Here is a 23,497-nt window from a genome sequence, read left to right as displayed (position 1 = left end):
GGAGCGTACAGGGGGGTTCGCGTTGTGTGCGGGGTGCGGGTGATCTGTGGTCGCTCGCGCCCACGCGGCGGAGCCGCACATCGATTCGGCCCCGCGCCCCTGGGCCGACCGCCCCCTGGATGTCTCAGAAGAGAATGCTCATGAAAGCGCCGACCTCCTGGAACCCCACGCGCCGGTAGGTCCGCCTCGCCGCCGTGTTGAAGTCGTTGACGTAGAGGCTGGCGACCGGCGCCACGTCGGCCAGCGCGTAGCGCAGGACCGCTGCCATGCCGGGTGCCGCGAGGCCCCTGCCGCGGTACTCCGGTGCCACCCACACGCCCTGGATCTGGCAGGCCTGGGACGTCGCCGCACCGATCTCCGCCTTGAAGACGACCTTGCCCTGTTCGTCGAGGCGGGCGAAGGAGCGGCCGGAGCCGACCAGTTCGGCGACCCGGGCCTGGTAGAGCAGGCCGCCGTCGCCGGCCAGCGGCGAGACGCCGACCTCCTCGGTGAACATCGCCACGCACGCCGGCATGATCGTCTCCATCTCGTCCTTGCGGATGCGGCGGACGTAGGGATCCGGGGTGATGTCGGCGGGCATGCGGTCGGTGACCATCAGGGGCTGGTGGGCGCGGACCTCGCGGGCCGGGCCCCAGTGCGGTTCGAGCAGGCGCCACAGCTGGGCGGTGGGTTCGGCGGGCCCGACGACGGAGGAGCAGCGGCGGCCGGCCCTGCGAGCGCGGTCGGCGAAGGCGCGGACGGCGCGCGGGGAGGCGCAGATCGGGACCAGGTTGGCGCCCGCGTAGCACAGGGACGTCAGCATGCCGTCCTCGTACCAGCCCCACATCTCGCCGCCGAGGCGCCAGGGGTCGAGCCCGGCGATCTGCACCCGGGACGTCACGAAGGCGTTCGCGACCGGCTCACGGTCGAGGACGGCGAGCGCGGCGTCCAGGTCACTCGGTTCGAGGACCCGGGATGTGGTCTGGGTCAACACGGGCGGGGCCTCACACTGGGGTCTGCTGATCTCCGCACTGTACCTGCCGAATTTGTGCCGCGCTGCCCCGTCGAGCCGGGCCCTGTGCCACGATCGGCGCATGATCTTGACAGCCGAACGAGCCGACGCCCGCGGTCGCCCGAAGGAGCAGCTCGCGGAGCTGTTCAGTGAGGGGTTTCCGCAGTTCATCACGGCCGATCGGCTGGTGAAGGAGTACATAGGCCGGGTTCGGGAGTACTTCGCGGCCCTGGATCTGATGCTGGTGGACGAGGACGGGGTACCGGTCGCCGCAGGGTGGGGTGTACCGGTGCGGTGGGACGGGCGGCTCGAGGGGCTTCCCTCGGGATACACGGACGCGCTGGTGCGGGCCGTGGAGGGGCGGGAGCGGGGTGTCGAGCCGGACACGCTGGTGATCTGCGGGGCGGTCGTCACCCCCTCGCTGAAGGGGCGCGGGCTGGCGGGCCGGACCCTGACCGCGCTGCGGGAGACGGCCGGGAAGACGGGGCTGGGCCGGGTGATCGCACCGGTGCGGCCGACGACGAAGGCGCGGTATCCGCTCACGCCGATCGAGACGTTCCTACGGTGGCGGGGGCGCGACGGTGCCGCCCTCGACCCGTGGATACGGACGCACGAGCGTCTCGGTGCCGAGATCCTGGCGGCGGCACCGCAGTCGCAGACGATGACCGGCACGGTGGCCGAGTGGGAGGGCTGGACGGGTCTCGCCCTGCCGGAGTCCGGTGCGTATGTGATCCCGGACGGGCTGAGCCTGCTGCACGTCGACCGGGACGCGGACGAGGGCGTGTATCAGGAACCGAACGTCTGGATGCGCCACTGCTGAGAAGCCGAGGGGCGGCCGGCGTCGCAGGACGCGGCCGCCCCCGAAGCGGTGCCGCGTCAGCCCGCCACCGACACCGACGGCTCGCCGGAAGCGATGCCCTCCGCCTCCATCCGCTCCGCGAGCTTCATGGCCTCCTCGATGAGGGTCTCCACGATCTTGGACTCGGGTACGGTCTTGATGACCTCGCCCTTGACGAAGATCTGGCCCTTGCCGTTGCCGGAGGCGACGCCGAGGTCGGCCTCGCGGGCCTCGCCGGGGCCGTTGACGACGCAGCCCATGACGGCGACGCGCAGCGGGACCTCCATGCCGGTCAGGCCGGCGGTGACCTCTTCGGCGAGCTTGTAGACGTCGACCTGGGCGCGGCCGCAGGACGGGCAGGAGACGATCTCCAGGCCGCGCTGGCGCAGGTTCAGCGACTCCAGGATCTGGATGCCGACCTTGACCTCCTCGGCGGGGGGCGCGGAGAGGGACACGCGGATGGTGTCGCCGATGCCCTGGCTGAGCAGCGCGCCGAAGGCGACCGCGGACTTGATCGTGCCCTGGAAGGCGGGGCCGGCCTCGGTGACGCCCAGGTGGAGCGGGTAGTCGCACTGCTCGGCGAGCTGGCGGTAGGCCTCGATCATCACGACCGGGTCGTTGTGCTTGACCGAGATCTTGATGTCGCGGAAGTCGTGCTCCTCGAAGAGGGAGGCCTCCCACAGGGCGCTCTCGACCAGGGCCTCGGGGGTCGCCTTGCCGTACTTCTGGAGCAGGCGGCGGTCCAGGGAGCCGGCGTTGACGCCGATGCGGATCGGGGTGCCGTGCTCCTTGGCGGCCTTGGCGATCTCCTTGACCTTGTCGTCGAACTGCTTGATGTTGCCGGGGTTGACGCGGACGGCGGCGCAGCCGGCCTCGATGGCCGCGAAGACGTACTTCGGCTGGAAGTGGATGTCGGCGATGACCGGGATCTGCGACTTGCGGGCGATGGTCGCGAGGGCGTCGGCGTCGTCCTGGGTGGGGCAGGCGACGCGGACGATCTGGCAGCCGGACGCGGTCAGCTCGGCGATCTGCTGGAGGGTGGCGCCGATGTCGGACGTACGGGTCGTGGTCATCGACTGGACCGAGACGGGCGCGTCTCCGCCGACCGCCACGGATCCGACCTGGATCTGCCGGCTCTTCCGGCGCTCGGCGAGCTTGGTCGGAACGGACGGCATGCCGAGAGAAATCGCAGTCATCTGCTGTGCAACCCCAAGTCGTGGATCAAGGTCCGGTCCCGTGAACAGCGGGCTCCAGGCTTCGAGATTACGGCACCGGCCCCGGGGCGAGCACATCCCACCCGGCAAACCCACTCGATGGATGGCGGCCCGGAACGAAAGGGTTCCGGGCCGCCTCGAGCGTCGGGTGACTACGAGATTTTCACCGGGTCGAACGTCCGGCCCGCGGTCACCGAACCGCTCCGGAAGGTCGCACCGAAGGATTCCGTTCGAAAACCCCTCTAGCTGATCTTGACCGGGTTAACGACGTCCGCCACCAGGACCAGGATCGTGAAGCAAACGAAGATCCCAGCCACCACATAAGCCACCGGCATCAGCTTGGCCACGTCGAACGGACCGGGGTCCGGCCGGCGCAGCACCCGGGCCACGTTCCGCCTGAGGGACTCCCACAGGGCGCCCGCGATGTGCCCGCCGTCGAGCGGGAGCAGCGGGAGCATGTTGAACAGGAACAGGGAGAGGTTGAACCCGGCGACCACGAACACGGCCATGGCCAGCTGCTGCGAGGCCGGGATGTCCAGTGTGGCGATCTCGCCCGTGACCCGGGCCGCGCCGACGATGCCCATCGGGGAGTCCGGCTCGCGCGGGCCGTTGCCGAAGGCCGCGTCCCACAGGGCGGGGATCTTGCCGGGCAGGGCGACGAGGGAGTCGACGGCGTCGCCGACCCGGTCGGTCATCCAGGTCACGGACTGTCCGAAGTCCTGCTTGACGACACCGTGGGCCGCGCTGAAGCCGAGGAAGCCGGCCTTCACGTACTGACCCTGGACGTAGGTGCCGCTGGAGTCCTTCTTGGCGACCTGGTTGGTGGCGATCTTCGCGTGCAGGGTCAGGTCCTGGCCCTTGCGGTCGACGACGATCGCGACGTCCTTGCCGGCGCTGTCGCGGATGAGGTCGGACAGCGTGTTCCAGTCCTCGGTCGGCTTGCCGTCGAAGGAGACGATCTTGTCGCCGTTCTTCATGCCGGCGGCCTGGGCCGGGGAGGCGGGGTCGGACTTCTTGCAGCTGTCCCGGTGCTCGCTCTGGGCGATGACGCAGGGCGAGACGGAGGCGACCGTGGTGGTCTCCTGCTGGATGCCGAAGCCCATCAGCACGGTCAGGAACAGGCCGATCGCGAGGATCAGGTTCATGAACGGGCCCGCGAACATGACGATGACGCGCTTCCACGGCTTGCGCGTGTAGAACATGCGCGTCTCGTCACCCGGCTTGAGCTCCTCGAAGGCCGCCGAGCGGGCGTCCTCGATCATGCCGCGCCACGGGGAGGTGGAACGGGCGGAGACCCGGCCGGCCTCGTCCGGCGGGAACATGCCGATCATGCGGATGTAGCCGCCGAGCGGGATGGCCTTGATGCCGTACTCGGTGTCGCCCTTCGTGCGCGACCAGATGGTCGGGCCGAAGCCGACCATGTACTGCGGGACGCGGATGCCGAAGAGCTTGGCCGTGGACAGGTGCCCCAGCTCGTGCCAGGCGATCGAGACGAGCAGGCCGACCACGAAGACCACTATGCCGAGGATGAACATCAGGGTCGTCATGCACGCGCCTCCGCGGTCCGGTCTGTCAGTTCGCGCGCCCGGGCCCGTGCCCAGGTCTCCGCTTCGAGGACGTCCGACACGGTGAGTGAGGTTCCCGTGACCGGGGTGCCGTGCTCCTCGACCACCCGGGTGACGGTCTCCATGATGCCGTTGAAGGGCAGTGCGCCGGTGCGGAAGGCCTCGACGCACTCCTCGTTGGCCGCATTGAACACCGCCGGGGCGGTGCCCGCGAGCTGCCCCACGTGCCGGGCGAGGTTCACCGAGGGGAAGGCCTCGTTGTCCAGCGGGAAGAACTCCCAGGTGGAGGCCTTGCTCCAGTCGAAGGCGGGCGCCGCGTCGGGAACGCGTTCGGGCCAGCCCAGACCGATGGCGATCGGCCCGCGCATGTCGGGGGGCGTCGCCTGGGCGATCGTGGATCCGTCGGTGAACTCGACCATCGAGTGAACATACGACTGGGGATGCACGACGACCTCAATGCGGTCGAAGGGAATGTCGTAGAGCAGGTGCGCCTCGATCACTTCCAGGCCCTTGTTGACGAGGGTCGCGGAGTTGATCGTGATCACCGGGCCCATGGCCCAGGTGGGGTGCGCGAGGGCGTCCTCGACGGTGACGTTCGCCAGCTCGGCCTTGCTGCGGCCGCGGAACGGGCCGCCGGAGGCGGTGACGACCAGCTTGCGCACGTCGGCGCGGGTGCCGGAGGCGAGCGCCTGGAAGAGCGCGGCGTGCTCGGAGTCGACCGGGATGATCTGCCCGGGCTTGGCGAGCGCCTTGACCAGCGGGCCGCCGACGATCAGCGACTCCTTGTTGGCGAGCGCGAGGGTGCGGCCCGCCTCCAGGGCGGCCAGGGTGGGCGCGAGGCCGATGGACCCGGTGATGCCGTTGAGCACCGTGTGGCACTCCGCGGCGGCGACCTGGGTGGCCGCGTCCGGTCCGGCGAGGATCTCGGGGAGCGGCTCCCCGGCGCCGTACCGCTCGGTCAGCGCCTCACGCAGGGCCGGTACGGCGTCCTCGCGGGCGACCGCCACGGTCCGCACTCGCAGGCGGTGCGCCTGCTCGGCGAGCAGGGCCGTGCGGGCGCCGTTCGCGGAGAGGGCGGTGACCCGGAAGCGGTCGGGGTTGCGCAGCACGAGGTCGACGGCCTGGGTTCCGATGGACCCGGTGGAGCCGAGGATCACCACGTCCTTCGGGCCGTCTCCCGCGAGGGGGTCGTACACGAGGTGCGGGTCGGCGAGTGGTGCGGGACTGGCGGGACTGTCGGTCATCCCCCCATTGTGGCCGCTGGTCGAGGGCGGCCGGACAGGGCATCCCTCGGGCGGGTGCGTTAACAGCTTTCGTTGCCGGATGGGGTGGTTTTCCGTATGTGAAGTCGGAGTGAAGATCGTGTGATAACACTTCAGTCGGGCCGGTGGTCGACCGGTCCGAGTACGACTTCGCGGACGACATCCTGGGGGGATCTCTCCATGCGTACTGTGCGCACACGCGCTGCCCTGCCCGCCCTCGCGGGCGCGGCCCTGCTCACCGGAACCCTTCTCAGCACCCCGGCCCAGGCGGCCGGCGGCGTGCACATCCACCACGTCTGGTTCGACAGCCCGGGCCCGGACAACCGATCCAACACGAGCCTCAACGGCGAGTGGGTGCAGATCAAGAACAGCGGCGGCTCGGCGGTCTCGCTCAAGGGCTGGATCCTGAAGGACGCCTCGAACCACAAGTACGTCTTCCCGGACGTCAGGATCGGCGCCGGGAAGTACATGAAGATCCACACCGGCAGCGGCTCGGACACCGCGTCGAACAAGTACCAGGGCCGCCGCGCCTACGTCTGGAACAACGACAAGGACACGGCCACGCTGACCAGGGCGAGCGGCACCAAGGTCGACTCCTGCTCCTGGACGACGCGGGATCCGAGCGACACGTACTGCTGAGTCAGGGGGTGTCTTCTGGGTCGCGTCGGCGACGCGGGGTCTGGCACGCGCATCTGCCGCGTTGTCGTCGGTTGCCGACTCCCCCACGCTCGGCTGCGCTCGCGCGGGGGGACCCCCATCGCGTCGACGCCCTCCTCCGCCTCGCAGCTGCACGCACCAGACCCCGCTCGGGTCGGCCACCAACTCACCGTCGCTGCCCACCGACCTGACCCAGAAGACACCCCCTACCCGCCGTACGGACGGCGTGCGTTCTCACGGGTGGACGGTCCGGGGGTCGCGTCGGCGATCCACGGGCCCTCGCCCGAGGGGTCGACGATCCCTTCCTCCAGCCACTCGTAGGCCCCGCCGAGCACACCTTTGACCACCTTGCGGTCGAGGTCGTCGGTGTTGGCCCACAGCCGGTTGAAGAGTTCCTCGACACGGAGGCGGGACTGGCGGCAGAAGGCGTCGGCGAGCTGGTAGGCCTCACGGCCGTGCTCGCCCTCGCTGCGCAGCCGCTCGGCGCGCACGCAGGCCGCGCTCATCGCGAACAGCTCCGCGCCGATGTCCACGATCCGGCCGAGGAAGCCCTGCTTGGTCTCCATCCGGCCCTGCCAGCGGGACATGGCGTAGAAGGTGGAGCGGGCCAGCTTGCGGGCGTGCCGCTCGACGTAGCGCAGATGGCCGGAGAGGTCGGTCTCACGCTTGAACTCGTGGTACGAGGAGGGCAGTTGGCCCGGTCCGGCGACCAGCTTCGGGAGCCACTTGGCGTAGAAGACGCCCGCGTTGGCGCCCGCCCTCGCCTTGTCCGACAGGGACTTGTCGGGGTCGATGAGGTCGCCGGCGACCGAGAGGTGGGCGTCCACGGCCTCGCGGGCGATGAGCAGGTGCATGATCTCCGTCGAGCCCTCGAAGATCCGGTTGATGCGCAGGTCGCGCAGGATCTGCTCGGCCGGGACGGACCGCTCGCCGCGTTCCTTGAGGGACTCGGCCGTCTCGTAGCCGCGCCCGCCGCGGATCTGGACCAGTTCGTCGGCCATCAGCCAGGCCATCTCGGAGCCGTAGAGCTTGGCGAGGGCGGCCTCGATGCGGATGTCGTTACGGTCCTCGTCGGCCATCTGCGAGGACAGGTCGAGGACGGCCTCCAGAGCGAAGGTCGTGGCCGCGATGAAGCTGATCTTGGAGCCGACGGCCTCGTGCAGCGCGACGGGCTTGCCCCACTGCTCCCGCTCGGCGGCCCACTCCCGGGCGATCTTCAGGCACCACTTGCCGGCGCCGGCGCACATCGCGGGCAGCGACAGCCGGCCGGTGTTGAGGGTGGTGAGCGCGATCTTCAGGCCCGCGCCCTCGGGGCCGATGCGGCTGGCGGCCGGGACCCGGACCTGGTGGAAGCGGGTGACGCCGTTCTCGATACCGCGCAGGCCCATGAAGGCGTTGCGGTTCTCGACGGTGATGCCCTCGGCGGCCGCCTCCACCACGAAGGCGGTGATGCCGCCCTTGTGCCCCTCGGACTTCGGCACGCGTGCCATGACGACGAGCAGGTCGGCGACCACCCCGTTGGTGGTCCACAGCTTCACCCCGTCGAGGACGTAGTCGTCCCCGTCCGGGACGGCCGTCGTCGCGAGGCGGGCCGGGTCGGAGCCGACGTCCGGCTCGGTGAGCAGGAAGGCGGAGATGTCGGTGCGGGCGCAGCGGGGCAGGAAGGCGTCCTTCTGCTCCTGGGTGCCGAAGAGCTTCAGCGGCTGGGGTACGCCGATCGACTGGTGGGCGGAGAGCAGGGCGCCGACCGCGGGGCTCGCGGATCCGGCCAGGGCGAGGGCCTTGTTGTAGTACAGCTGGGTGAGGCCGAGACCGCCGTACTTGGGGTCGATCTTCATGCCGAGCGCGCCGAGTTCCTTCAGACCGGCGACGACCTCGTCGGGAATGCGTGCCTCGCGCTCGATGCGGGCCGAGTCGATCGTCGTCTCGCAGAAGACGCGCAGCTTGGCGAGGAACTCCTCGCCGCGGCGCACGCTCTCGGGCTCCGGGAGCGGATGGGGATGGATGAGGTCGAGCCGGAAGCGCCCGAGGAACAGTTCCTTGGCGAAGCTGGGCTTGCGCCAGTCCTGTTCCCGGGCGGCCTCCGCCACCTGCCGGGCCTCGCGCTCAGTGACGGTGGTGCGTTGGGTGGTGGGGGCGGACATGAGGCTCACCTCGCCGCAATAGGGATGTTGAGGACCGATCCTTACCGACCAGTGCTACTGGATCGTTCGTACCCGAATCCGGCCGCCCCCACCAGTCCTCACGCGTCGTTCGGTCCACGACGGCGGACGGGTTCAGCCGATGTCGACCGAGTACGACTCCGTGTCCAGCCGCCCGGAGCCCTTGAAGACCTCGGTGCCGGCCTCGATCCCGCAGGCGTACTTGTCGTTTCTCGGCGGCTTGCGCCGAACGGGTGCCTGGGTGAAGTCGTCCAGGTTCGGCGTGGCACTCGTGGTGTCGGTGCGGCGGACGAAGGAGTGCCCCTTGGCTGCGGGAATTGCTGTCGAAGCGCTTCGACAGCCTATGGACACCCACCCCCGCTGAAGCTACTGTCAATACACCCTCACTCGCCCTTGTCAGCAATGCGCAGTGTCGAAGCGCTTCACAAAGCTTGGAGAGCTGGATGGTCACCCTCGCCGAGGTCGCCCAGCACGCCGGAGTCTCGGCGAGCACGGTGAGCTATGTCCTCAGCGGCAAGCGGTCCATCTCCGCCACCACCCGGCAGCGGGTCGAGCAGAGTATCCGCGAGCTCGGCTACCACCCGAACGCGGGCGCGCGCGCCCTGGCGAGCAGCCGGTCGAACATCATCGCGCTGATGATCCCACTGCGCACCGACATGTACGTGCCGGTGATGATGGAGATCGCCATCGCGGTGGCCACCACGGCCCGCACGCACGGGTACGACGTCCTGCTGCTCACCGGCGAGGAGGGCCCCGACGCGGTGCGCCGGGTCACCGGCAGCGGTCTCGCCGACGCGATGATCCTTATGGACGTCGAGTTGGAGGACGAGCGGCTGCCGCTGCTGCGGGAGACCGACCAGCCCTCGGTACTGATCGGGTTGCCCGCCGACACCACCGGTCTGACCTGCGTGGATCTGGACTGGAGTGCGACGGGCGCGCTGTGCGTGGAGCATCTGGCGGGGCTCGGGCACCGTGACATCGCTGTCATCGGCGAGGCCCCGGCCGTCTACGAGCGGCACACCGGCTTCGCCGAGCGCACCCTGGACGGGCTGCGCTCCCACGCCCGCGCGACGGGTGTGCGGGTCCTGCACCGCCCGTGCGAGGGCGGGTACGACGCGATGGCCCTGACCCTGGCCCGGATCCTCGACGAGCGCCCGGGCACCACCGGGTTCGTCGTGCAGAACGAGTCCGCGGTGGAGCCGCTGCTCGCGCTGCTTCGCCAGCAGGGGCGGGCCGTGCCCGAGGACGTGTCCGTGGTCGCGATCTGCCCGGACCAGGTCGCGGTGCAGGCCTCGGTGCGGCTGACCTCGGTCGCCGTCCCCGCGCAGGAGATGGGCCGGCACGCCGTGGAGCACCTGGTGGCCAAGCTGGACGGGCGGGGCAGCGACGAGGTCGTGCTGATCGCGCCCGAGCTGACGGTACGGGCGAGTTCGGGACCGGCGCCCGCCGCGTCCTGACGTACCTCCTCCCGGTGCCTCGCACGTCCGGGGCACACCTCTGCCTGCTGTCCCTGTCTGCACTCCTCTCTTCAGGAGCATGCCGTGAATCAGCCTGCCGGAATTCAGCCCGAGGTCAGCCTCGCGCAGTCCTCCCCCACCGTCGGCACCTTCCGTGAGCGGGACGGGGCGCTGGAGTGGAGTGGCCGTCAGGAGACGGTGCGGATCGAGCCGTGGGGTCCGGACGCGGTCCGGGTGCGCGCCCGCCTCGGCGGCCCGGTCCTGGACGGGCTGCCGGGCGCGCTCCTGGACGCCCCGCCGGCCGCCGAGAGCACCGTCGAGGTCACCGAGGGGCAAGGGCTGTTGACGGTCGGCGCCCTCACCGTCGAGGTGACCGCCGAGGGCCTGGTCCGCTTCCTGCGCACCGACGACCACGCGGAACTGCTCGCCGAGGAGCGCGCCCACTTCTGGTGGCCCGGCTCGCGCCTGTACACGGCCGTCGGCAACGGCCACCACCGTCTGGAGCAGCGCTTCGCCGCCCACGAGGGCGAGAAGCTGTACGGCCTGGGCCAGCACCAGCACGGCCGGCTGGACCAGAAGGGCCTGGTGCTGGACCTGGTGCAGCGCAACGCCGAGGTGAGCGTCCCGGTGCTGGTCTCCAGTCGCGGCTACACCCTGCTGTGGAACAACCCGGCGATCGGCCGGGTGGAGCTGGCGGCCAACGGCACCCGCTGGGTGGCCGACTCGGCCCGGCAGCTCGACTACTGGATCACCGCGGGCACCCCGGCCGACGGCCAGCGCGCCTACAGCGCGGTGACCGGGCGCTCGCCGATGCTGCCGGAGTGGGCGGCGGGCTTCTGGCAGTGCAAGCTGCGCTACCGCACCCAGGACGAACTCCTCGAGGTGGCACGGGAGTACAGGCGCCGGGGGCTGCCCCTCTCCGCGATCGTCTGCGACTTCTTCCACTGGACCCACCTCGGCGAGTGGAAGTTCGACCCGAAGGAGTGGCCCGACCCGGCCGCGATGGTCCGCGAGCTGGAGGAGCTGGGCGTCAAGCTGGTCGTGTCCGTGTGGCCGTCGGTGTCGCCGCTGTCCGAGAACCACCCGCTGATGGAGCAGCGCGGCTGGTTCATCGGCACCCAGTACGGCCCCACGGCGCACGCCGACTGGCCGGACAAGGAAGTCGCCTCCCCCGTCCAGGTGGCCTTCTACGACGCCACGAACCCCGAGGCGCGGGAGTTCGTGTGGTCCCGCGTCCGCGACAACTACCTCGCCCCGTACGGCATCACGGCCTTCTGGCTGGACGCCTGCGAGCCGGAGCTGAAGCCGGGCTTCCCGGAGAACCTGCGCTACTGGGCGGGCCCGGGTCTGGAGGTCGGCAACCTCTACCCGCGCGAGAACGCCCGCACCTTCCACGAGGGCCTGCTGGCGGCCGGCGAGACGGACGTGGTCACGCTGAACCGCTCGGCGTGGGCGGGCAGTCAGCGCTACGGCGCCGCCCTGTGGTCCGGTGACATCGGCACCGACTTCGCGACCCTGCGCCGGCAGATCGCGGCCGGTCTCAACACGGCGCTCTCCGGCATCCCCTGGTGGAACACCGACATCGGCGGCTTCCACGGCGGCGACCCGGACGACCCGGCGTACCGCGAGGTCATGATCCGCTGGTTCCAGTTCGGCGCGCTGTCCCCGCTGATGCGCCTGCACGGCTTCCGCGACCCGGGCATGCCGCTGGGCCCGGACATGACCGGCGGCCCGAACGAGGTGTGGTCGTACGGCGAGGAGGCCGGCGGGATCCTGGAGAAGTACCTGCGGCTGCGCGAGCGTCTGAAGCCGTATGTCCTCCAGGTGATGCGGGAGGCCCACGAGGAGGGCCTGCCGGTGATGCGCCCGCTGTTCCTGGAGTTCCCCGACGACCAGGCGGCCTGGTCCGTCGACGACGCCTACCTCCTCGGCCGCGACCTGCTGGTCGCCCCGGTGCTGACGGCGGGAGCCACGGCCCGCACGGCGTACCTTCCGGCGGACGCGCGCTGGACGGACGCCTGGACGGGTGAGACGTACGAGGGCGGTACCGCCGTGACGGTGGACGCCCCGCTGGACCGCATCCCGCTGTTCGTGCGGGACGGGGCGGAGCTGCCGGTCGCCGGCTGAGCGCACGAGGTGGGCCGGCCCCGCCCGGGACCGGCCCCCTTCTCGCCGCTCAGCCGCTGCTGACGCCGTAGCTGTTCGTCGTGAAGTTCAGCCCGCCGGACGACGAGGTGATCTCGTAGCCGAACTGCAGGTCACCGATGGTCACGTCGCCGAACCAGCCCTTGGTGTCCTTGATCCACTTCAGGATCGGCAGGATGTTCACCGTGCCGGAGCTGGAGTTGGAGCCGCGGACGAAGGAGAAGACGTCGTTGGAGCCGTTGTTGCCCTTGTAGACGGTCCACGTGGAGCCGCCGAGGGTCAGGGAGCCCTGCGAGGTGCCGAGCGGACCGACGGCTCCGGTCTTGTTGACCCAGAGCATGACCTCGTACTTGTAGCCGGTGTCCCAGATGTCGTACGACGTGTTGTACGCGCCGGACGACGGCACGGTCACGTTGTAGCTGCTGGTGAGCGAGGAGAGGGAGGTGATCGACTTGTTGATCACCTTCTTGGCGTTCGGGTAGGACTTGATGCCGCCCGTGCCCGGGTGGTCGGCCCAGACTCCCCAGTTGGTGCCGGAGTTGGCCCAGACGCACTGGCTGCCCGCGCCGGAGCCCCAGATGTTGTTGTAGAGGGTGTAGCCGTTCAGCGTGGTGTTGCCCCACTGGTCGCAGGAGTTCCAGACGGCGGCGGAGGCGGGCGCCGAGGCGAGGCCGACGGTGGCGCCGAGCGCCAGGGCGGGGGCGATCAGGGCCTTGGCGACCCTGCTCAGCGTGCTTGTTGCCATGGGTGTCCCTTCCATGGGTGGGGGGAGTTTCCTCGGTCACCGCGCCCCCAGGGTGAGGACGCGGTCTTCTCCGGCGACGAGGTCGAGCGGCTGCGCGCCGGAGGAAGTCCGCAGTTCGACGCGGTGGGTGCGGCCGGGCCGCACGACGGCCCGGGCGCTGTCGGGGGTCCAGCTGAGGTCGATCTCCGCACCGAACCGGGTGCGTACGCCCCGCAGTTCGCCCCGCGGGCAGGCGTCCGGGACGGCCGGCAGCAGGACGAGCCGGTCCGGGGTGGACTGGACGAGCATCTCGATCAGCACGGCGGGGAGGGTGTGCGCGGCGTCCGCGTTGTAGACGTCCCGGTTCGGGTAGTGGGCGCTCATCAGGGAGGCGTGGAAGAAGTCGCCCTCCAGGACCTGGCGCAGGGCGTGCGCGACCCGGTCGGCGTCCCGGAGCCGGGCCGCGATCAGGGCGTGGTGGAGATGGCCGTGGGCCGAGTGGTTCTCCGCGCCGCGCAGTTCGAGGGCACGGTGGGCGGCCGCGGCCAGGTCCGGGGTGTCGTAGGGGGTGATCTCGTCCAGGGGCCAGACGCCGTAGAGATGGCTGAGGTGGCGGTGGTCGTAGGTGTCGTCCAGGCCGGGCCAGGCCCATTCGGCGAGGGCACCGTCCGCGTTGATCCGGTGTGGGGGCAGCCGGTCGGCCAACTCCCGCCATTTCCGTGCCTGTTCGGGGTGATAGGCGGCGGCGGTCAGCAGGGCGTGCCGGGCGGCGGAGAGGTCCATGGCCGCGTTGAGCGCGCCCCGGCCGGCGTTCGCGGGCCGGTTCTCGGGCGAGTAGGACGGGACGACGACGAGGTGGCCGTCGGCGTCGGTGCGGGTGAGGAAGTCCTCGTAGAAGGCGGCGATCTCGGCGAGGACGGCGGCCGTGCGCGGATCCTGTGCGCCGCGGGTCTCGTCGTGGTCGACCAGCGGTTTGAGCAGCCAGTCGGCGCCGGCCGTCCACAGGTGCAACGGGTATGCGCGGCTGAAGTGGTACGACAGGCCGGACTCGCCGTCGGTGTGCGCGGGTGCGACGACACCCCTGGCGCCGAAGACCGAGCGGGCGTTGTCCTGCCAGTCGGGCAGCTGACGGTGGATCAATGACGCCAGTGCTTCCGTCACTTCGGGAAGAGCAGCGGCCGCCGCTGAGGCGGTCTGGAGGTTGAGGTTGGCGTCGTTGGTGAACGCCCCGGACCAGGCCGTGTTCCAGTCGCCGGTCCACAGGCCGGTCAGGCGCGGCGGGCACAGGCCGCTGCTGGAGAGCAGGTGGTAGCGGCCGGCGGCGAAGAGCCGCTCCAGCAGGGCGGTGCTGTGCGGGCGCTCGAGCAGCTCCGAGCCGGGCAGGGCGCGGTCGGCCGGGTCGGCGCACAGGTCGAGGGTGACCCGCTGACAGGCGGTGCGGTGGCGGGCCAGGTGGCGGCCGAGGAGATCGTCGTACGGCCCCTCGCGGCTCCCGAGGAGAGCGCGCAGCTCCCGGCCCTCGGCGACCACGTCGAGGTCGCCGGTGTGGCGGCGCACCCGGGTCAGCAGCAGTACCGAGCGGGCGCCGGTGACGCGGACGCCCGGCGGGACCAGTGCGGCGGTGCCGCCGAAGACCGCGACCAGGGTCACGCCGGTGTAGGCGCGGTCGCTGCCCGGGTAGCGGGCGCGCAGGCTCAGCAGGGCGCCCTCGGGGGTGCGGAGCGCCCCGTGGCCGACGCCCAGGCCGGCCGGGGCACCCGGGAGCCGGTGGTCCAGCGAGACGACCAGATCGCCCGCCGCGATCTCCTGCACGATCACGTCGTCGGCGCGGGAGACGAAGACGCGGCTGCTCCAGTCGGCGCAGGCGGCCGTGGCCTCGCCGGTGGTGTAGTCGACGGCCCGGCGGTAGCCGCGCACGCTGCCGGCGGGCCTGCTCAGCCGTATCTGGAAGGCAGGGTGGAACGGCTGCACCCACTGGAGCGGGCGGCCGTCGGTGAAGCTCTCGGCGGCGGTGAGGTCTCCGGCGAGCAACCGGTCCTGGAGGGCGGGGAGTTCGGCGGCGAGGCGGGGCGGCCGGGCGTGCTCGCCGCCGTTGGGGCGTACCAGGGTGTGCTGGGTGACGATGACCCGGTCATTGTTCGGATCACCGAACACAAGGGCGCCGTGGTGGCCGTTGCCGCTCAGGAAGGCGTCCTCCCAGCGGGCCGCCGGGGCCGGCTCCCAGGTGCCCTGGACGGGGACGTGGCTCATGACCGCAGCACCGCCACGCCGTAGCGGCCGAGGGTGACCTCGCCGGTGACGGTCGTGTCGCCGAGCAGCTCGTGGTGGGTGCCCGGGACCTCGACGGCGACCGGCTCACGCCCGTGGTTGAGCAGGAACAGCAGCTCGCCCCGGCGCACCGCCTCGACGCCCGCCGGGAGCCCATCGAGCACCGGGCGCACGCCCGCCTCGGCGGCGATCCGGGCGAGCAGCGCGCGCAGCGCGTCCGGTTCGGGGAGCGTGGAGACGTACCAGGCGCGGCCCCTGCGCAGCACGGCGGGCAGTCCGTCCAGCTCGCCGCCCTTGTACGGCACCGTCTCGGCGGCGCCGGGCTCCGGTTCGATCTCCTCCGACCACAGGGTGCCGCGGAAGCCGTCGCACTCCACGGTCTCCCCCGGCTCCAGCGGCCACCACTCGTGCAGCGTGCGGATGCCGAACAGCTCGCGCAGCCGGGCGTCCATCCCGCCCGGCCTGACCCGGTCGTCCTCGTCGGCGATGCCGGTGAGGAAGCCGGATACCAGGGTGCCGCCGGCGCGGACGTAGGCGAGGAGGTTGGCGATCGCGGTGTCGGTGAGGAGGTAGAGCTGCGGTACGAGCACGCACTTGTAACGGGACAGGTCGTGCTCCGGGTGGGCGAAGTCGGTGCCGAGGTGGGACTCCCACAGGGCCCGGTGCCAGGCGTGCAGCACGTCCGGCAGGTCGGCCTCGGTGGACAGCCGGCCCTCGTGGGCACCGGCCCACCAGGAGTGCCAGTCGTGCAGGACCGCGATCTCGGCGCCGCTGTGCCGCCCGGCCACCTGGGGTCCGATCCGGGCGAGTTCGGTGCCGAGCTGTCTGACCTCCTGATACGTACGGCCCTGTTCCCCCGCGTGGCTGACCATCCCGGAGTGGAACTTCTCGGCGCCCTGCCGGGACTGGCGCCACTGGAAGTAGCAGACGGCGTCGGCGCCCCGGGCGACGGCCTGGAAGGACCAGAGCCGGTTGAGACCGCGCGGCTTGGGGTGGTTCACGCCGCGCCAGTTGACGGGTCCGGCCGCCTGCTCCATGAGCATCCAGGGGCCGCGCGCCTGCGAGCGGGTGAGGTCGTGCACCAGGGCCCCGCGCTGGGCGCCGAGCGGGTCGCGCGGATCGGGATAGAGGTCGACGGAGACGACGTCCTCCTCCTCCGCCCAGCGCCAGGCGTCCTGCCCGAACCACAGCGGCATGAAGTTGCTGGTCACCGGGAGGTGCGGGGTGTACCGGCGGACGATGTCCCGCTCGGCGATGCAGCACTCCAGCAGCATGTCGGAGGTGAAGCGGCAAAAGTCCAGCAGCTGGCCGGGGTTGTGCAGGTAGTGCGCGTGACGCGGAGGCAGGATGCCGTCCCAGGTGTCGTACCCCTGACTCCAGAAGGCGGTGCCCCAGGCGGAGTTGAGGGCGTCGAGGGTGCCGTACCTCTCCCGCAGCCAGCGGCGGAAGGCGGCGGCCGCCTCGTCGCCGTAGTCGAAGGTGCAGTACTCGTTGTTGATGTGCCACATCGTGAGGGCCGGGTGAGCGGCGTAGCGGGCTGCCAGGTCCTCGGTGATGGCGGCGGCGTAGCGGCGGTAGGTGGCGCTGGAGTGCGAGAAGTGCTGGCGCCCGCCCCACCACTCGATCCGTCCGTCGGTGTCCCGGGGCAGGGTGTCCGGGTGCAGCCGGCCGAGCCACGGCGGCGGGGAGCAGGTCGGGGTGGCGAGGACGACGCCGATGCCGTTGTCGTGCATCAGGTCCATCAGCCGGTCCAGCCAGCCGAACTCGCGCCGCCCGGGCTCGGGTTCGAGCTTCGACCAGGAGAAGACGCCGAGGGTCACGGAGTTGACGCCGGCGTCCCGCATCAGCCGGACGTCCTCGTGCCAGGTCTCCTCGGGCCACTGCTCCGGGTTGTAGTCGCCGCCGAAGAGGATGCGGCCACGGGTGGCGTCGGCGAGGGCCGGCGTCACGCGGGCTCCCCGTACTGGATGCCCCGCCCGTTGGTGGCGAGGTAGACACGGCCGTACACGCGCGGATCACCGGTGATGGCGTCGCCGATGTACCCCCACTGATGGGCGTCGTCGTTGATCCGCACCCAGCTCCTGGCCTCGTCGTCGGAGCGGTAGACGGCGGTGCTGGTGCCGGTGGACCCGACCTGGTAGATCGCCGGGTAGCCGGCCCCGTCGGCCGCCCTGCCGAAGCCGAGGGTGTACGACGCCCAGCAGCCGGCGACCTTCGAGAAACTCGCCCCGCCGTCGGTGGACCGGTACAGCCCGTTCCACTTGGCGCTCAGCCACAGGTCGCCCGAGCGTGCGGGCGCGGCGACCAGCTTGAACTGGCTGTCCCCGGCAGGCAGTCCACCGGCCCGCTTGCCGAACGTGAGGCCACCGTCCGTGCTGGCGTACACGTTTCCGGCGTCGGTGTCGTACGCGTAGAAGACCGCCGGGTCGGCCGGGTCGGCGACCGGTGTGGCGCCCTTCGGGAAGGAGGGGACCTCGGACCAGGTGGCCCCGTTGTCCGCCGAGCGGTGGGCCGGGTACCTGGTGCCGTCCCAGTGCACGAAGGACCACAGCAGCACGCTTGCGTCCGCGTTGGTCGCGATCGGCCCCGGCGCGTCCTTGGCGAGGCCCGGCTGGGCCGTGAAGGGCGCCCAGGTGCGCCCGCCGTCCGCCGAGAAGGCACCGTTCCCGTGGTCGCCCCAGCCGGTCCGGACGACGTACGACGGTCTCGCCGCGGCCTGCGCGAGTCCCGTGGCCGTGCCGAACACGGGGTTCGTGGCCATGCCGCGCGACGGGGACGAGGTGAGCCGCTCGTGGTACATCACGCCGACGTCCCCGCTCCCGCTGATCAGGTGGGCCTCCCCGGCCGGGGGCGAGATCAGCAGGCGCACGGAGGTCTCCTCCAGGCCCCTGGTCTGCGGTGCCCAGTGGGTCAGGTCGCGGGTGCCGTAGAGGGTGGCGCCGGTGCCGTAGAGGACGTGCCGCGAGTCGTACGGGTCGATGGCGACGGCCTGGATCCACCAGCCGAACTTGGGCTGGTCACCGCCCCACTTGAGGAAGGGGGTCTCGGACACGTCGAGGACGGCCGTGTCCTTCAGCGAGGTCCAGCTGCGGCCGCCGTCGGTGGTGCGGTACAGGGTGTCCACGGCCGACCAGCGGTTGTTGGTGGAGACGACGACGGTGCCGGCCCGGCGGGCGTCGACGGCGACACCGCCGTAACCGAAGGTGTCGGTGCCGCCCGGGGCGACCGGGGTGACGTCGGTCCAGGTGCCCGTCGTGGTGGCCAGCTTGTGCACGCTGCCGTCGGACTGGCCGTTGGGTCCTGGGGCGTTGGCGTAGGTGACGTACAGCTCGCGGGTGTGCCGGTCGTAGGCGGCGCGGACCGGGATCTTGACGGCGGTGCCGGTGGGCTGTCCAGGGACGGGCTCCCACGTGGCGCCGTCGGTGGTGCGGAAGAGGTTCGCCGAGCTGCCGTCGGCGTCGCCCCAGCCGGCGTAGAGGGCGCGTCCGGCGGCGACGAGGAGGGTGACGCCTTGACCGGAGGCGCTGGGAGCAGGCGGAAAGCCGTCGGCCGGGGCCCAAGTGGCGCCCCTGTCGGTCGACTTGAGAAGCCCGTCGTGACGGGTGCCGAGCCAGAGGGTGTCGCTGCCGCACGGGTCGACCAGCAGCCGCTCGCCCGCGCCCCGGCCGTCCTCGTTGGCGCCGAGCTGCACCGTGAGGTCGGTGCGCTGCCAGGTGCTGCCCCGGTCCTCGGAGCGCAGGATCGCGCCGTTGCCGGCCCAGGACTGGGTGTAGGTGCCGAGGGCGAGGTAGAGGCGGTCCGGGTGGACGGGGTCCACGGCCAGGGCCTCCACGCCGAGCAGGTTCCAGTCGTCCCAGCCGAGGTGGTCGGTGAGGGGGGTCCAGCGGGCGGTGCGTTCGTCCCATCGGTACGCCCCGCCGATGTCCGTGCGGGCGTAGGCGAGGCCGGGGGTGGTGGGGTGGAAGATGATGCCGGTGACGAATCCAGTTCCGCCGATCGCTGCCGTACGCCAGCGGTACGCGGGCTGCTTGGCTTCGGCGGCGTGGGCAGGCAGTGCGGTGAGGGCTGCTGCGGCTGCCGTTGCGGCGAGGACGGTTCTGCGGCTCGGGGTGGGCATGGGTACCTCGGTGGGCGTGGGTTGGTTTGGTGGACCGGTACTGCTGCCGGTCGGGGGGTGGGTCCGCTCACCGGCGCGTGCGGGGTGCCGCTGCGCCCACCCGTGCTACGGAGCGCATGCAGCGGACGTGCGCAGCAACTCCCCAGGGGCGCGGGGAACTGCGCGACCAGCCACGACGCACCCGCAGCCGGCAGACGACCCCGCAGTCCCACGGCGCTGCCCGCGCAGCGAATCCGCACCCGCAGCCGCAGAACGGCCGAACCGCCGGAGGCGCCCTCACCCCTTCACCGCCCCCGTCAGCATCCCCTTCTTGAAGTGCTTCTGGACGAACGGCGACAGCACGGCCACCGGCAGCAGCGCCAGCACCATCACCGCCATCTGAACCGCCAGCGGCGACAGTTGACCGGTGTTGATCTGGGTGGCCAGCCCCACCGGACGTTCCTGCTTCTGCACCAGCTGGATCATGACGTTCTGCAGCGGCATCATCTTCTGGTCGGTGAGATAGATCGACGCGTTGAACCAGGCACTCCAGTACCCCACCGCATAGAACAGCGTGATGACGGCCAGCACCGCCCGGGACAGCGGCAGCACGATCCGCCACAGGATCCGCCAGTCCCCCGCCCCGTCGATCCGCGCGCTGTCGATGAGTTCGGACGAGATGCCCATGAAGAACCCGCGCAGCACCAGGATGTTGAAGACGCTCACGGCACTGGGCAGGATCAGCGCCAGATAGGTGTCGGTCAGGCCGAGTGCCTGCACCAGCAGGTACGTCGGGATCAGGCCCGCGCCGAAGAACATCGTGGCCAGCAGGGTCATCAGGATCCAGCGGTGCCCCAGTGAGCCCCGGCGTGAGAGGCCGTAGGCGCACAGCACCGACACCGCCATGCTGAACAACGTGCCCACCAGCGTCACCCCGAGGCTGACCAGGGCGGCCCGCTGCACCTGCCCGCCGCCGAGCAGTTCCCGGTAGGCGACGAAGGTGACGCCCTTCGGGATCACCACCAGGCCGCCCGTCTCGTCGATGACCTTCTTCGGGGACAGGCTGGTGACGATCACGATCCACAGTGGGAAGAGGATCGCGAAGCATGCGATGCCGAGGACCAGCCCCTTCGCGGCCAGCCCGGCCTTCGCCGACTCCTCCTCCCACGCGGGCCGCGGCGGCGCGGCCCACCTGCTCGGCTTCTCCTGCGCCACCGGCGTCCGGTCGACCACGGCGCTCACTTCTCGTACACCCCCTGCTCGCCCATGAGGTGGGCCACCTTGTTCGCCACGAGGACGAGGGTCAGTCCGACGACGCCCTTGATCAGGCCGGCCGCCGCCGCATAGCTGAAGTCCTGGTTGCGGATGCCGTTCCACCACACGTACGTGTCCAGCACCTCGGAGGCGTCCGGTCCCACCGCCTGCCGCTGGAGCAGGAACTGCTCGAAGCCGACGGTGAGGGCGTCGCCGACGCGCAGCACCAGCAGCAGGGCGATCACCGGGCGCAGTGTGGGCAGCGTGATGTGCCACATGCGGCGCCAGCGTCCGGCGCCGTCCATGGCGGCGGCCTCGTACAGGTCGGAGGAGACGGCGGCGAGGGCCGCGAGGAAGACGATGATGCCCCAGCCCGCGTCCTTCCAGACCATCTGGGCGGTCACCAGGTACTTGAAGACCGACGGGTCGGTCATGACGTCGAACCCGGAGTGCCCGTGCTGCCGCAGGGTCTGCGCGATGACGCCGGCGCCGCCGAAGACCTGCTGGAAGACGGTGACGACCAGCACCCACGAGAAGAAGTGCGGCAGGTACATGACCGCCTGGGCGACCGCGCGGACCCGGGGCCTGATCACGCTGTTGATGAGCAGCGCCAGCGCGATCGGGACCGGGAAGTACAGCACCAGCTGGAGGAAGAAGAGCACGAACGTGTTCTGCACCGCATGCCAGAACTCCGAGTCCTCGAAGACCCGCTGGAACTGGTCCAGACCCACCCAGGGGCTCTGGAACATGGCGACGAAGCCGTTGTCGCTGAGGTAGGGGTCGTAGTCCTGGAAAGCGACCACGTTGCCGAGGATCGGGACGTAGTTGAAGACCAGGAGCAGGAGGAGCACCGGCAGCGTCATGAGGATGAGCGTGCGGTCGCGCCGGAACCTGGTCCTCAGGCCGAGCCTTCCGCCGCGCCCCCGGCGCCCGGTGACGCGGGACGCCACCGGTGCCCTCTTCGCCTCGGCCTTGCTGCGGGGAACCGTGCTGGTCACTTCGCCGAGCCGGTGTCGTCGAGCAGCTTGCGGTACCAGTCGCGCAGGTCGTCGCCGCCCTGCTTCTTCCAGTCGGACACCGCCTGCTGCACGTCGCTGACCTTCTTGCGGCCGCGCACGACGTCGTCCTCCAGCTGCTCGAAGTTGTCGGCCAGGTTGGACCAGCGGCTGGGCTCGGTGATCGTGAGGCCGTAGAAGGAGGACTTCTTGGTGAAGGCGCCCATGCGCTGCTGCCACTCGACCATGCCCCGGGTGACCTCGGGAAAGTCGGGGTGGGCGACGAAGGGGGCGGGGTCGCCGGTGTAGTCGAAGGCGCCGACGACCTCGTTGACACCCTGGGTGGTCTTGTTGGGCACCCCCTTCTTCAGGGTGAAGTCGGTGCTCTGCGCACCGTAGTTGGTGAGCAGCCACTCCTTGGTGCCGTACGGGGAGGCACAGAAGTTCGCGATCGCGAGGAAGTCCTCGATCTGCTGCTTGGAGGCCTTCTTGCTGATGAACGTGAAGATGTTCGCGGGCTGGACCGCCCACAGCAGCGGGTCGCCCCCGTCGTGGGTGAAGACGTCCATCGCGGCCATCTCGAAGTCGGGGTTCTGGGTGCGCTGTTCGGAGGTCTTGCCGTACCAGTCGGACAGGTCCTGGTTGTAGACGAGGAGCTTGCCGGCGGTGAACCGGTTGCTCGCCGGGTTGGTGGTCTTGCCGGCCTTGTCGTCGGGGTGGACGACGCCGGCGGCGAACAGCTTGCGCGCCCACTCCAGGGCTTCCAGGTACTCCTCGGTCTCGACCCGGTTGATCAGCTTGCCGTCCTTCAGGTTCCACCACAGCGCCTTGTCGCTGCCGCTCAGGACGCCGAAGGCGTTGAACGCGGTCCACTTCATGTCGGAGCAGGCCCACACCCCGCCCTCGGCGTCGGTGGCCTCCTTCGCCCAGGCGAGGAACTCGTCGGTGCTCTTGGGGAGTTGCCAGCCCTTCTTGTCGAAGACGTCCTTGCGGTAGAAGGGCGCGATGTTGGTGACGTAGGAGGCGGGCATCGGGATCGCGCGGAGCCGGCCGCCGAAGATGGCGCGCTGCCAGGCGTCGGTGGGGACGGCCGCGAGGTTGGGGTAGTCCTTGACCTTGTCGCCGGACAGGTAGGGGCCGAGGTCGGCGAACTTGGCGTTGATGGCGCTGGGTATCTTGCCCATCAGGTTCCAGCCGGGGACGACCACGACGTCCGGGATGTCGCTGGAGGCGAGGACGGCGCCCAGCTTCTCGTCGTAGGTGTTGCCGTCCTGGTTCTGCCAGGTGGCGTCGACGCCGATGGCCTCGTTCATGGCCTTGTAGTACGGGTTGCCGTTGTCCGGCGGGGTGCCCCACAGCGGGGCCATGATCTTCAGCTTGCCGCCGCTGCCGAGCTTCTTCTGGACCGAGATCTTCAGCTGGTCCATGGCGACGGCCCGGGTGAAGCCGGCCGCCGAGCCGTTCTTCGCCGGGATGTCCGGGGCCACCACGCTCGAGGCGACGTACGCCGGGAGGATCTTCTGCGCCGCCTTGCCCGAGGTGGTGCCTTCCTTGCGGCCCTCCTGTCCGCCGCCGCAGGCGCTGAGCAGCGGCATCCCTCCGGTCACCGCCGCGGCGGCGACCGCGGTGGAGGCGAGGAAGCTTCTCCGGCTGGGGGAGCTTCTCCGGCTGGGGGAGCCTCTCCGGCTGGGCGCGGAGGAAGCGGAGGCGGCGTTCGGCGTCATTGCGTCAACCCTTCATGGCGCACCAGGACACCCGGCGGTGGGCCGTCGCTGCGGTGTCTCGAGTGGATCTGGCTGAGCTGAAGCGTTCGCAGTGCGGGGGCTGGCCGGCCAGTCGAAGCGCTTCGATGTTGCTGCGAGGTTAAGT

17 protein-coding genes are annotated in these 23,497 nt (G+C 70.7%); 4 read left to right on the top strand and 13 right to left on the bottom strand.

Annotation, left to right across the window (positions count from 1 at the left end; genetic code table 11):
- Window positions 1–124 precede the first annotated feature (124 nt).
- Window positions 125–973 carry a GNAT family N-acetyltransferase gene (locus tag ACWC5O_RS26200; protein WP_450589502.1) on the bottom strand — a complete coding sequence of 283 codons (849 nt, stop codon included), beginning with the start codon at window positions 971–973 and terminating at the stop codon, window positions 125–127.
- A 100-nt stretch (window positions 974–1,073) separates the two neighbouring features.
- Here ACWC5O_RS26200 and ACWC5O_RS26195 point away from each other — a divergent pair, with 100 nt between their 5' ends.
- On the top strand, window positions 1,074–1,811 hold the full coding sequence (locus ACWC5O_RS26195; RefSeq protein WP_450589501.1) for a hypothetical protein: 738 nt from the start codon (window positions 1,074–1,076) through the stop codon (window positions 1,809–1,811).
- Window positions 1,812–1,867: 56 nt separating this feature from the next.
- On the opposite strand, the gene ispG is transcribed toward ACWC5O_RS26195, so the two are convergent.
- From ispG to dxr, 3 genes are all read right to left on the bottom strand, one after another.
- Window positions 1,868–3,025: a flavodoxin-dependent (E)-4-hydroxy-3-methylbut-2-enyl-diphosphate synthase gene (ispG, locus tag ACWC5O_RS26190; protein ID WP_450589500.1), complete on the bottom strand. Its 1,158-nt coding sequence runs from the start codon at window positions 3,023–3,025 to the stop codon at window positions 1,868–1,870.
- A 260-nt stretch (window positions 3,026–3,285) separates the two neighbouring features.
- Window positions 3,286–4,590 carry a M50 family metallopeptidase gene (locus tag ACWC5O_RS26185; protein ID WP_450589499.1) on the bottom strand — a complete coding sequence of 435 codons (1,305 nt, stop codon included), beginning with the start codon at window positions 4,588–4,590 and terminating at the stop codon, window positions 3,286–3,288.
- Complete coding sequence (gene dxr, locus ACWC5O_RS26180) at window positions 4,587–5,852, bottom strand: 1-deoxy-D-xylulose-5-phosphate reductoisomerase (protein WP_450589498.1); 1,266 nt, start codon at window positions 5,850–5,852, stop codon at window positions 4,587–4,589. Before dxr ends, ACWC5O_RS26185 begins: the two co-directional genes overlap by 4 nt.
- 198 nt (window positions 5,853–6,050) lie before the next feature.
- Between dxr and ACWC5O_RS26175 the strand changes: the two genes are divergently transcribed.
- Window positions 6,051–6,509, top strand: coding sequence for a lamin tail domain-containing protein (locus ACWC5O_RS26175; protein WP_450589497.1), 459 nt, complete (start codon window positions 6,051–6,053; stop codon window positions 6,507–6,509).
- A gap of 224 nt (window positions 6,510–6,733) precedes the next feature.
- Here ACWC5O_RS26175 and ACWC5O_RS26170 read toward each other — a convergent pair whose 3' ends face one another.
- Entirely contained in the window at window positions 6,734–8,671 is a 1,938-nt protein-coding gene (locus tag ACWC5O_RS26170; protein WP_450589496.1) for an acyl-CoA dehydrogenase family protein, read from the bottom strand.
- 132 nt (window positions 8,672–8,803) lie between these two features.
- Window positions 8,804–9,040: a hypothetical protein gene (locus ACWC5O_RS26165; protein ID WP_450589494.1), complete on the bottom strand. Its 237-nt coding sequence runs from the start codon at window positions 9,038–9,040 to the stop codon at window positions 8,804–8,806.
- A gap of 92 nt (window positions 9,041–9,132) precedes the next feature.
- Between ACWC5O_RS26165 and ACWC5O_RS26160 the strand changes: the two genes are divergently transcribed.
- Both ACWC5O_RS26160 and ACWC5O_RS26155 read left to right on the top strand, forming a co-directional pair.
- Window positions 9,133–10,146 (top strand): LacI family DNA-binding transcriptional regulator, encoded by a 1,014-nt coding sequence (locus tag ACWC5O_RS26160; protein ID WP_450589492.1) that lies wholly within the window; start codon window positions 9,133–9,135, stop codon window positions 10,144–10,146.
- A gap of 84 nt (window positions 10,147–10,230) precedes the next feature.
- Window positions 10,231–12,273 carry a glycoside hydrolase family 31 protein gene (locus ACWC5O_RS26155; protein WP_450589490.1) on the top strand — a complete coding sequence of 681 codons (2,043 nt, stop codon included), beginning with the start codon at window positions 10,231–10,233 and terminating at the stop codon, window positions 12,271–12,273.
- Between the two features lie 49 nt (window positions 12,274–12,322).
- Here the strand turns inward: ACWC5O_RS26155 and ACWC5O_RS26150 are convergent, their stop codons facing one another.
- From ACWC5O_RS26150 to ACWC5O_RS26120, 7 genes are all read right to left on the bottom strand, one after another.
- On the bottom strand, window positions 12,323–13,036 hold the full coding sequence (locus ACWC5O_RS26150; protein ID WP_450589489.1) for a glycoside hydrolase family 12 protein: 714 nt from the start codon (window positions 13,034–13,036) through the stop codon (window positions 12,323–12,325).
- A gap of 36 nt (window positions 13,037–13,072) precedes the next feature.
- Complete coding sequence (locus ACWC5O_RS26145) at window positions 13,073–15,265, bottom strand: glycosyl hydrolase family 95 catalytic domain-containing protein (protein WP_450589487.1); 2,193 nt, start codon at window positions 15,263–15,265, stop codon at window positions 13,073–13,075.
- The gene (locus ACWC5O_RS26140) at window positions 15,262–17,232 is read right to left on the bottom strand and encodes a beta-galactosidase (protein ID WP_450589485.1); all 1,971 of its coding nucleotides are present in this window, start codon (window positions 17,230–17,232) and stop codon (window positions 15,262–15,264) included. Before ACWC5O_RS26140 ends, ACWC5O_RS26145 begins: the two co-directional genes overlap by 4 nt.
- Window positions 17,229–19,400, bottom strand: a complete 2,172-nt coding sequence (locus ACWC5O_RS26135; RefSeq protein WP_450589483.1) for a WD40/YVTN/BNR-like repeat-containing protein — start codon at window positions 19,398–19,400, stop codon at window positions 17,229–17,231. Before ACWC5O_RS26135 ends, ACWC5O_RS26140 begins: the two co-directional genes overlap by 4 nt.
- Before the next feature lie 276 nt (window positions 19,401–19,676).
- Window positions 19,677–20,621: a carbohydrate ABC transporter permease gene (locus tag ACWC5O_RS26130; protein WP_450589481.1), complete on the bottom strand. Its 945-nt coding sequence runs from the start codon at window positions 20,619–20,621 to the stop codon at window positions 19,677–19,679.
- Window positions 20,618–21,631 (bottom strand): ABC transporter permease, encoded by a 1,014-nt coding sequence (locus ACWC5O_RS26125; protein WP_450589479.1) that lies wholly within the window; start codon window positions 21,629–21,631, stop codon window positions 20,618–20,620. Before ACWC5O_RS26125 ends, ACWC5O_RS26130 begins: the two co-directional genes overlap by 4 nt.
- Window positions 21,628–23,352: an extracellular solute-binding protein gene (locus tag ACWC5O_RS26120; protein ID WP_450589478.1), complete on the bottom strand. Its 1,725-nt coding sequence runs from the start codon at window positions 23,350–23,352 to the stop codon at window positions 21,628–21,630. Before ACWC5O_RS26120 ends, ACWC5O_RS26125 begins: the two co-directional genes overlap by 4 nt.
- Window positions 23,353–23,497: the final 145 nt, after the last annotated feature.

It is taken from the genome of Streptomyces sp. NPDC001450 (genome assembly GCF_053597295.1).
This window is presented reverse-complemented; position numbering and strand designations above follow the sequence as displayed.

Coding starts and splice junctions, on each gene's coding strand:
- dxr (WP_450589498.1), bottom strand. CDS start 5,852: ATGACCGACAGTCCCGCCAGTCCCGCACCACTCGCCGACCCGCACCTC.
- ACWC5O_RS26145 (WP_450589487.1), bottom strand. CDS start 15,265: ATGAGCCACGTCCCCGTCCAGGGCACCTGGGAGCCGGCCCCGGCGGCC.
- ACWC5O_RS26135 (WP_450589483.1), bottom strand. CDS start 19,400: ATGCCCACCCCGAGCCGCAGAACCGTCCTCGCCGCAACGGCAGCCGCA.
- ACWC5O_RS26170 (WP_450589496.1), bottom strand. CDS start 8,671: ATGTCCGCCCCCACCACCCAACGCACCACCGTCACTGAGCGCGAGGCC.
- ACWC5O_RS26160 (WP_450589492.1), top strand. CDS start 9,133: ATGGTCACCCTCGCCGAGGTCGCCCAGCACGCCGGAGTCTCGGCGAGC.
- ACWC5O_RS26195 (WP_450589501.1), top strand. CDS start 1,074: ATGATCTTGACAGCCGAACGAGCCGACGCCCGCGGTCGCCCGAAGGAG.
- ACWC5O_RS26120 (WP_450589478.1), bottom strand. CDS start 23,352: ATGACGCCGAACGCCGCCTCCGCTTCCTCCGCGCCCAGCCGGAGAGGC.
- ACWC5O_RS26150 (WP_450589489.1), bottom strand. CDS start 13,036: ATGGCAACAAGCACGCTGAGCAGGGTCGCCAAGGCCCTGATCGCCCCC.
- ACWC5O_RS26185 (WP_450589499.1), bottom strand. CDS start 4,590: ATGACGACCCTGATGTTCATCCTCGGCATAGTGGTCTTCGTGGTCGGC.
- ACWC5O_RS26175 (WP_450589497.1), top strand. CDS start 6,051: ATGCGTACTGTGCGCACACGCGCTGCCCTGCCCGCCCTCGCGGGCGCG.
- ispG (WP_450589500.1), bottom strand. CDS start 3,025: ATGACTGCGATTTCTCTCGGCATGCCGTCCGTTCCGACCAAGCTCGCC.